Consider the following 5,809-nt stretch of genomic DNA (forward strand, 5'->3'; position numbering starts at 1 on the left):
CAGGCAGGAGAACAGCTATGGCTGGAAAGCATGAGGGAAGTGGCGAAAAGACCTTGTATTGTTCTTTTTGCGGAAAAAGTCAGCACGAAGTCCGGAAGCTGATTGCGGGTCCATCGGTGTTCATCTGCGATGAATGCATTGAACTGTGCAATGATATCGTCAAGGACGAGATCCTGGATGATCTGCACGGTGATCAGCCGGATAAACTGCCGAAACCCATGGAAATACGCAAGACGCTGGATGATTATGTCATTGGTCAGGACAGTGCCAAAAAAGTGCTTTCCGTGGCGGTCTATAATCATTACAAACGTCTGGAGCATGGCGGTAAGGACAATGAAGTAGAGCTCGACAAAAGTAATATTTTGTTGATTGGTCCGACCGGTTCCGGCAAAACCCTGTTGGCACAGACCTTGGCGCGCCTTTTGAATGTGCCCTTTGCCATGGCCGATGCCACGACCCTCACCGAAGCCGGTTATGTCGGTGAGGATGTGGAAAACATTATTCAAAAACTGCTTCAGAAATGTGATTATGACGTGGAGAAAGCCCAGACGGGAATTGTCTATATTGACGAAATCGACAAGATCACCCGCAAATCTGAAAACCCTTCCATTACCCGCGACGTATCGGGAGAAGGCGTGCAGCAGGCCTTGCTGAAACTGATTGAAGGCACTGTTGCCTCGGTTCCTCCTCAGGGAGGCCGCAAACATCCGCAGCAGGAATTTTTGCAGGTGGATACCCGTCACATTCTGTTTATTTGCGGGGGTGCGTTTGCGGGCCTTGAAAAATCCGTTTCTTCCCGTCTCGAAAAAGGCGGTATGGGCTTTAACGCGCCTCTCAAAAAACGGGACAAAGATGCCACTGCCGCCATGCTCATGCAGAATCTGGAACCGGAAGATCTGGTGCGCTATGGGTTGATTCCCGAGTTTGTCGGACGTTTGCCCATTCTGGCACTTTTGGAAGAGTTGGACGAAGAAGCGCTGATGTCCATCCTCACTGAACCCAAAAATGCCCTGATCAAGCAATATCAGAAAATGTTTTCCCTGGAGGGTGTTACCCTGGAGTTCCGTCCAGAGGCGCTCAAGGGGATTGCCAAAAAGGCTCTTGCGCGTAAAACCGGTGCTCGTGGCTTGCGCTCCATCCTTGAGCAGATTTTGCTGGACACCATGTACGAGCTGCCTTCCATGACCGGTGTCAAAAAAGTGGTGGTGGATGCTGCTGTGGTGGAAAGTGGCGGCAAGCCGCTTCTGGTTTATGACGATGCCATCAAGGTGGATATGTCTCATCCTGCCTGAAACAAGCAGGGGCGCGTTGAAAACTCGACCATGCGCCCCAATCTGCTTTCCTAATGATGGTTATCATCGAATTTCTGGAGTGAACCGTGGCGCAAATAGATAAAAGTCTCCTGGTAGAAGAAGAATCCCTGATGGTGCCCGTACTTCCGTTACGGGACGTGGTGGTTTTTCCATATATGGTGATCCCGCTTTTTGTAGGTCGTGCGAAGTCCATACGCGCACTGGAAGAAGCCATGTCAGGAGAAAAACAAATCCTGTTGGTTTCTCAGAAAAATGCGGCTGATGATGACCCCCAGCCGGAAAATATTTATCGCATCGGGACCTTGGCCACCATTTTGCAGTTGCTGAAACTGCCTGATGGAACGGTAAAAGTCCTGGTAGAAGGTACGGACCGGGCCAAGATCGTCTCTTTTTTGCCGGCCGACGAATCACTCCGCGCCCAGGTTCAGGTGGTGGTCAGTGGTGCCGCCAATGATCGTGAACTGGAAGCGCTGATGCGTTCTGTCAGTGCGCAGTTTGAGTCCTATGTAAAGCTCAACAAAAAAATCCCGCCAGAAATTTTGTCTACTCTGGCCAGTATGGATGATCCGGCACGACTGGCGGATACGGTGGCTGCCCACCTCAGTCTCAAGCTGGAAGAAAAACAGGATATTCTCGAAAAAGCAGATACGCGTGTGCGGCTGGAACATCTGCTGGGCATGATGGAATCCGAAATTGATCTGCTGCAGGTAGAGAAGCGGATTCGTGGACGCGTCAAGCGGCAAATGGAAAAAAGCCAGCGCGAGTATTATCTGAATGAGCAGATGAAGGCCATCCAGAAGGAGCTCGGCGATCTTTCCGAAGAGGGCGGCAGTGAACTGGATGAGCTCGCCCGTAAAATTGAAAAAGCCGGAATGCCCAAAGATGTGCGGGCCAAGGCAGATGCCGAATTAAAGAAGCTGCGGATGATGAGTCCCATGTCTGCAGAAGCGACGGTGGTGCGTAATTACATCGACTGGCTGGTTGGTGTTCCGTGGCGTAAGCGTAGCAAAATTACTAAAGACCTTAAGCGTGCCAAGGCCATCCTGGATGCCGACCACTATGGTCTGGAAGATGTCAAGGAGCGGATACTGGAGTATCTCGCTGTGCAGGAACGTGTGGGTAACAGTCGTGGCCCCATTTTATGTCTGGTTGGCCCGCCCGGTGTTGGTAAAACCAGTCTGGGCCGCTCCATTGCGGAAGCGACCAATCGCAAATTTGTGCGGATGTCTCTGGGAGGAGTGCGTGATGAGGCAGAAATTCGCGGACACCGGCGGACTTATATCGGCGCATTACCAGGAAAAATTGTCCAGAGTCTGGCTAAGGTGGCAACTCGCAACCCGCTGATGTTGCTGGATGAAGTCGACAAAATGGCGATGGATTTTCGGGGCGATCCGGCCTCTGCGCTGCTTGAAGTGCTCGATCCGGAGCAGAATGCCACTTTTAATGATCATTATCTGGAAGTTGATTTCAACTTGTCTGAGGTGATGTTTGTCACCACCGCCAACACCCTGAATATTCCGGCGCCGCTGATGGATCGTATGGAGGTCATACGGATTTCCGGCTATACCGAAGATGAAAAAATCCACATTGCCACTAAGTATCTGCTTCCTAAGCAAATCGAGAAAGCGGGTCTGAAAGACGGGGAAATGCAGGTTTCGCAAACCGTAATTCGGGACATCATCCGTTACTATACGCGCGAAGCGGGGGTGCGGAATCTTGAGCGGGAGCTGGCGCGCATTTGTCGTAAAGTCGTCAAAGAGCTATTGCTGGATAAGAAGCGCACCAAAATTCAGGTATCCGATCGTAATCTGGACAAATATCTGGGTGTTCGGCGTTTTGATTATGGCAAAGCGGAAATAGAAAATCGTATTGGCGAAGTCACCGGTTTGGCCTGGACGGAAGTCGGGGGTGAATTGCTGAGCATTGAGGCCGTGGTTGTACCGGGTCGGGGTAAACTCCTGATTACGGGCAAACTCGGTGACGTTATGCAGGAATCCATTCAGGCAGCCATGAGTGTGGTGCGTGCCAGATCACGTGCGTTGGGGATTCCGGCTGACTTTTATCAGAATCGGGATGTCCATATTCACGTTCCAGAAGGTGCGACCCCCAAAGATGGCCCCAGCGCTGGCATCGGCATGGCCACGGCATTGGTTTCTGCGCTGACCGGTATTCCGGTCAAAGCTACGGTGGCCATGACGGGTGAAATTACCCTCCGTGGTGAGGTTCTGTCTATTGGAGGCTTGAAAGAGAAACTGTTGGCAGCACATCGCGGAGGCATCAGTACGGTGATGATTCCGGCAGAAAATGAAAAGGATTTGCAGGAAATCCCCAAAAATGTGCGTGATGCACTCACGATCAAGCCGGTACGCTGGATCGACGAAGTGTTAGCGATTGCTCTGGAAACGTCACCAACGCCATTGCCTGATGAAGGAGAGCCGCTACTGGGTGTCGTACCACCAGTTGGTGGAGATAACGCGGAAGATAAGGCGACAGCTCACTAGGCTGCAGTTATCAGCCTCTGGGAATATGATTATTTTCAGAGGCTATATTATGTTCTGCTATTAACTGGCGTTGTTGATAATTTGCTGCTGATTAATGCGTGACCGTCGCTAAATCACGACGAAAACTGTAAGATGGATAGGGTCTAACATGTGAAATCGTTTGTAGATTTTGTTGATGATCTTGACAAGTGTTTTTTTACCCTGCTATAACCTCTACTAGCTTTAGCTGGTTCGTAGTTTTACAGCAGTATCTGGGTCTATAACAGGAGAAAGAAATTATGAACAAATCCGAATTGATCGAAAAAATTGCAGAAGAAGCAGGTGTTACTCGTGCCGCCGCAGGACATACCTTGGATGCCGCCATCAAAGTGGTTACCGCTGCCTTGAAAGAGGGTGATCAGGTCACGCTGGTAGGTTTTGGTTCTTTTCTGGTTTCTGAACGCGAAGCGCGCAAGGGTCGGAATCCTGCAACAGGTGCAGAAATCATGATTTCTGCTAGTCGCACACCTAAATTTAAAGCTGGTAAAGCACTGCGTGATGCAGTAAACTAGCGCGTCTGGTTAGGGCGGTTAGCTCAGTTGGTAGAGCGTCGGCTTTACACGCCGAATGTCGGGGGTTCGAGCCCCTCACCGCCCACCACCAATTTATTGGGGTGGTAGTTCAGTTGGTTAGAATGCCGGCCTGTCACGCCGGAGGTCGCGGGTTCGAGCCCCGTCCGCCCCGCCAAATGAAGAAAGGCGCCCTCGCAAGCGGGCGCCTTTCTGTTATTTTAAGGTGGATATTTCCTGATTCGCTGCGGTTATATTCAGGTGTAATTCGTAGTCAGAGAGGCTTTCACCAACCTTTACAGTGGTCATGTAGACCAGAGTGACGTTTCGCGAGGATTGTAATTATGATGGATGTATTTCGTAATTTTGGACAATCATTTATTGCCAAAATAATTATGGTACTCATTGCTTTGTCTTTTGTCCTCTGGGGCGTTAGTGGCTATTTGATGACTGGTAGTTCCGGACCTGCCGCTGTAGCCTCTGTAAATGGCCAAAAAATAACTGAAGCAGTATTTCATAAGCGCCTCGAAGAAGCGCAAGAACGTTATAGTCATGTTTTTGGAGCGGCAACGGCTGCTAAAATGGTACAGCAGAGCAGCTTTGCGCATGATGTACTGAATGGATTGATTGATAATATATTGTTGGGCACCGAAGCTGGACGTCTGGGCTTACAGGTGCCAGATACGGCCTTGGCCACAAAAGTTGAAGCTATTCCTGCCTTTCAGGAAAAAGGCGTTTTTTCCAAGGCAAAATACCAGAAATTATTGGCCGCCAACGGGATGACACCTGCACAATTTGAAGGTATGTTGCGGGAGAGTATGCGGCTGGAGCAACTTCAGGTTGTTCCTCAAATTATTGCCAATGCTTCTGATCAGGCAGCTACTGAAGTATGGGGTTGGTCGCAGGAATATCGGGATATAAGCACAGTGACCATCAGTGATGCGCATTTTGCTGTGCAAGCCAAGCCAGATGCGGCGGCAGTGCAGTCATTTTATCAGTCGCATTTATCCGAATTCCATTTGCCTGCTGAAGTTGAAGTGCACTACGTAGTTATGGGACCGCAGACTTTCCTTGGCGCGAACCAGACATCGGCAAAAGATGTTACTGCAGCCGCTGCTTCCGGAAGCAAAAATTCAGAACAGGCTGATCAGGCCGCTGAAAATGCTTTTCAGGCCCAGGTTGAAAACTTTAAGGATCGCCTTTTCAGTAGTCCCGATGGACTTCAGTCAGTGGCGAAGGCGTATCACTTAACCATTGAATCGAGTGGGCAGCTCACCGCCGGAAAACAATTATCCAGTGGTCCCTTTTCTGATCCTAAGGCGTTGGATCTGGCTTTTAGTAAAGCCGTATTGGCTGGTAAAAACAGCTCAGCCCTGACTCTGAAAAATGGAGATTTGATGGCCGTCCATCTGCTCCATTACACCCCGGGTAGAGCCCAGACTTTAGC

Annotated in this window: 4 protein-coding genes and 2 tRNA genes; all 6 read left to right on the forward strand. The window is 50.1% G+C overall.

Annotated elements, in window-relative coordinates; genetic code table 11:
- The first annotated feature begins 17 nt into the window (after positions 1-17).
- Positions 18-1,292: an ATP-dependent Clp protease ATP-binding subunit ClpX gene (gene clpX / locus AC2VLY_RS15300; protein WP_193650111.1), complete on the forward strand. Its 1,275-nt coding sequence runs from the start codon at positions 18-20 to the stop codon at positions 1,290-1,292.
- Positions 1,293-1,378: 86 nt separating this feature from the next.
- Entirely contained in the window at positions 1,379-3,814 is a 2,436-nt protein-coding gene (lon, locus tag AC2VLY_RS15305; RefSeq protein ID WP_486892440.1) for an endopeptidase La, read from the forward strand.
- A gap of 278 nt (positions 3,815-4,092) precedes the next feature.
- On the forward strand, positions 4,093-4,365 hold the full coding sequence (locus AC2VLY_RS15310) for an HU family DNA-binding protein (protein ID WP_193650112.1): 273 nt from the start codon (positions 4,093-4,095) through the stop codon (positions 4,363-4,365).
- A gap of 12 nt (positions 4,366-4,377) precedes the next feature.
- A tRNA-Val gene (locus AC2VLY_RS15315) sits at positions 4,378-4,453 on the forward strand.
- Positions 4,454-4,463: 10 nt separating this feature from the next.
- A tRNA-Asp gene (locus tag AC2VLY_RS15320) sits at positions 4,464-4,540 on the forward strand.
- A gap of 166 nt (positions 4,541-4,706) precedes the next feature.
- Positions 4,707-5,809 (forward strand): SurA N-terminal domain-containing protein (locus AC2VLY_RS15325; protein ID WP_486922571.1); only part of this gene is annotated, 1,103 nt, incomplete at its 3' end.

The organism is Acidithiobacillus sp. TH-A36, from assembly GCF_057473445.1.

What these genes read in the sequence shown, in the direction of transcription:
- clpX (WP_193650111.1), top strand. Translation starts at nt 18, where the DNA reads ATGGCTGGAAAGCATGAGGGAAGTGGCGAAAAGACCTTGTATTGTTCT.
- AC2VLY_RS15310 (WP_193650112.1), top strand. Translation starts at nt 4,093, where the DNA reads ATGAACAAATCCGAATTGATCGAAAAAATTGCAGAAGAAGCAGGTGTT.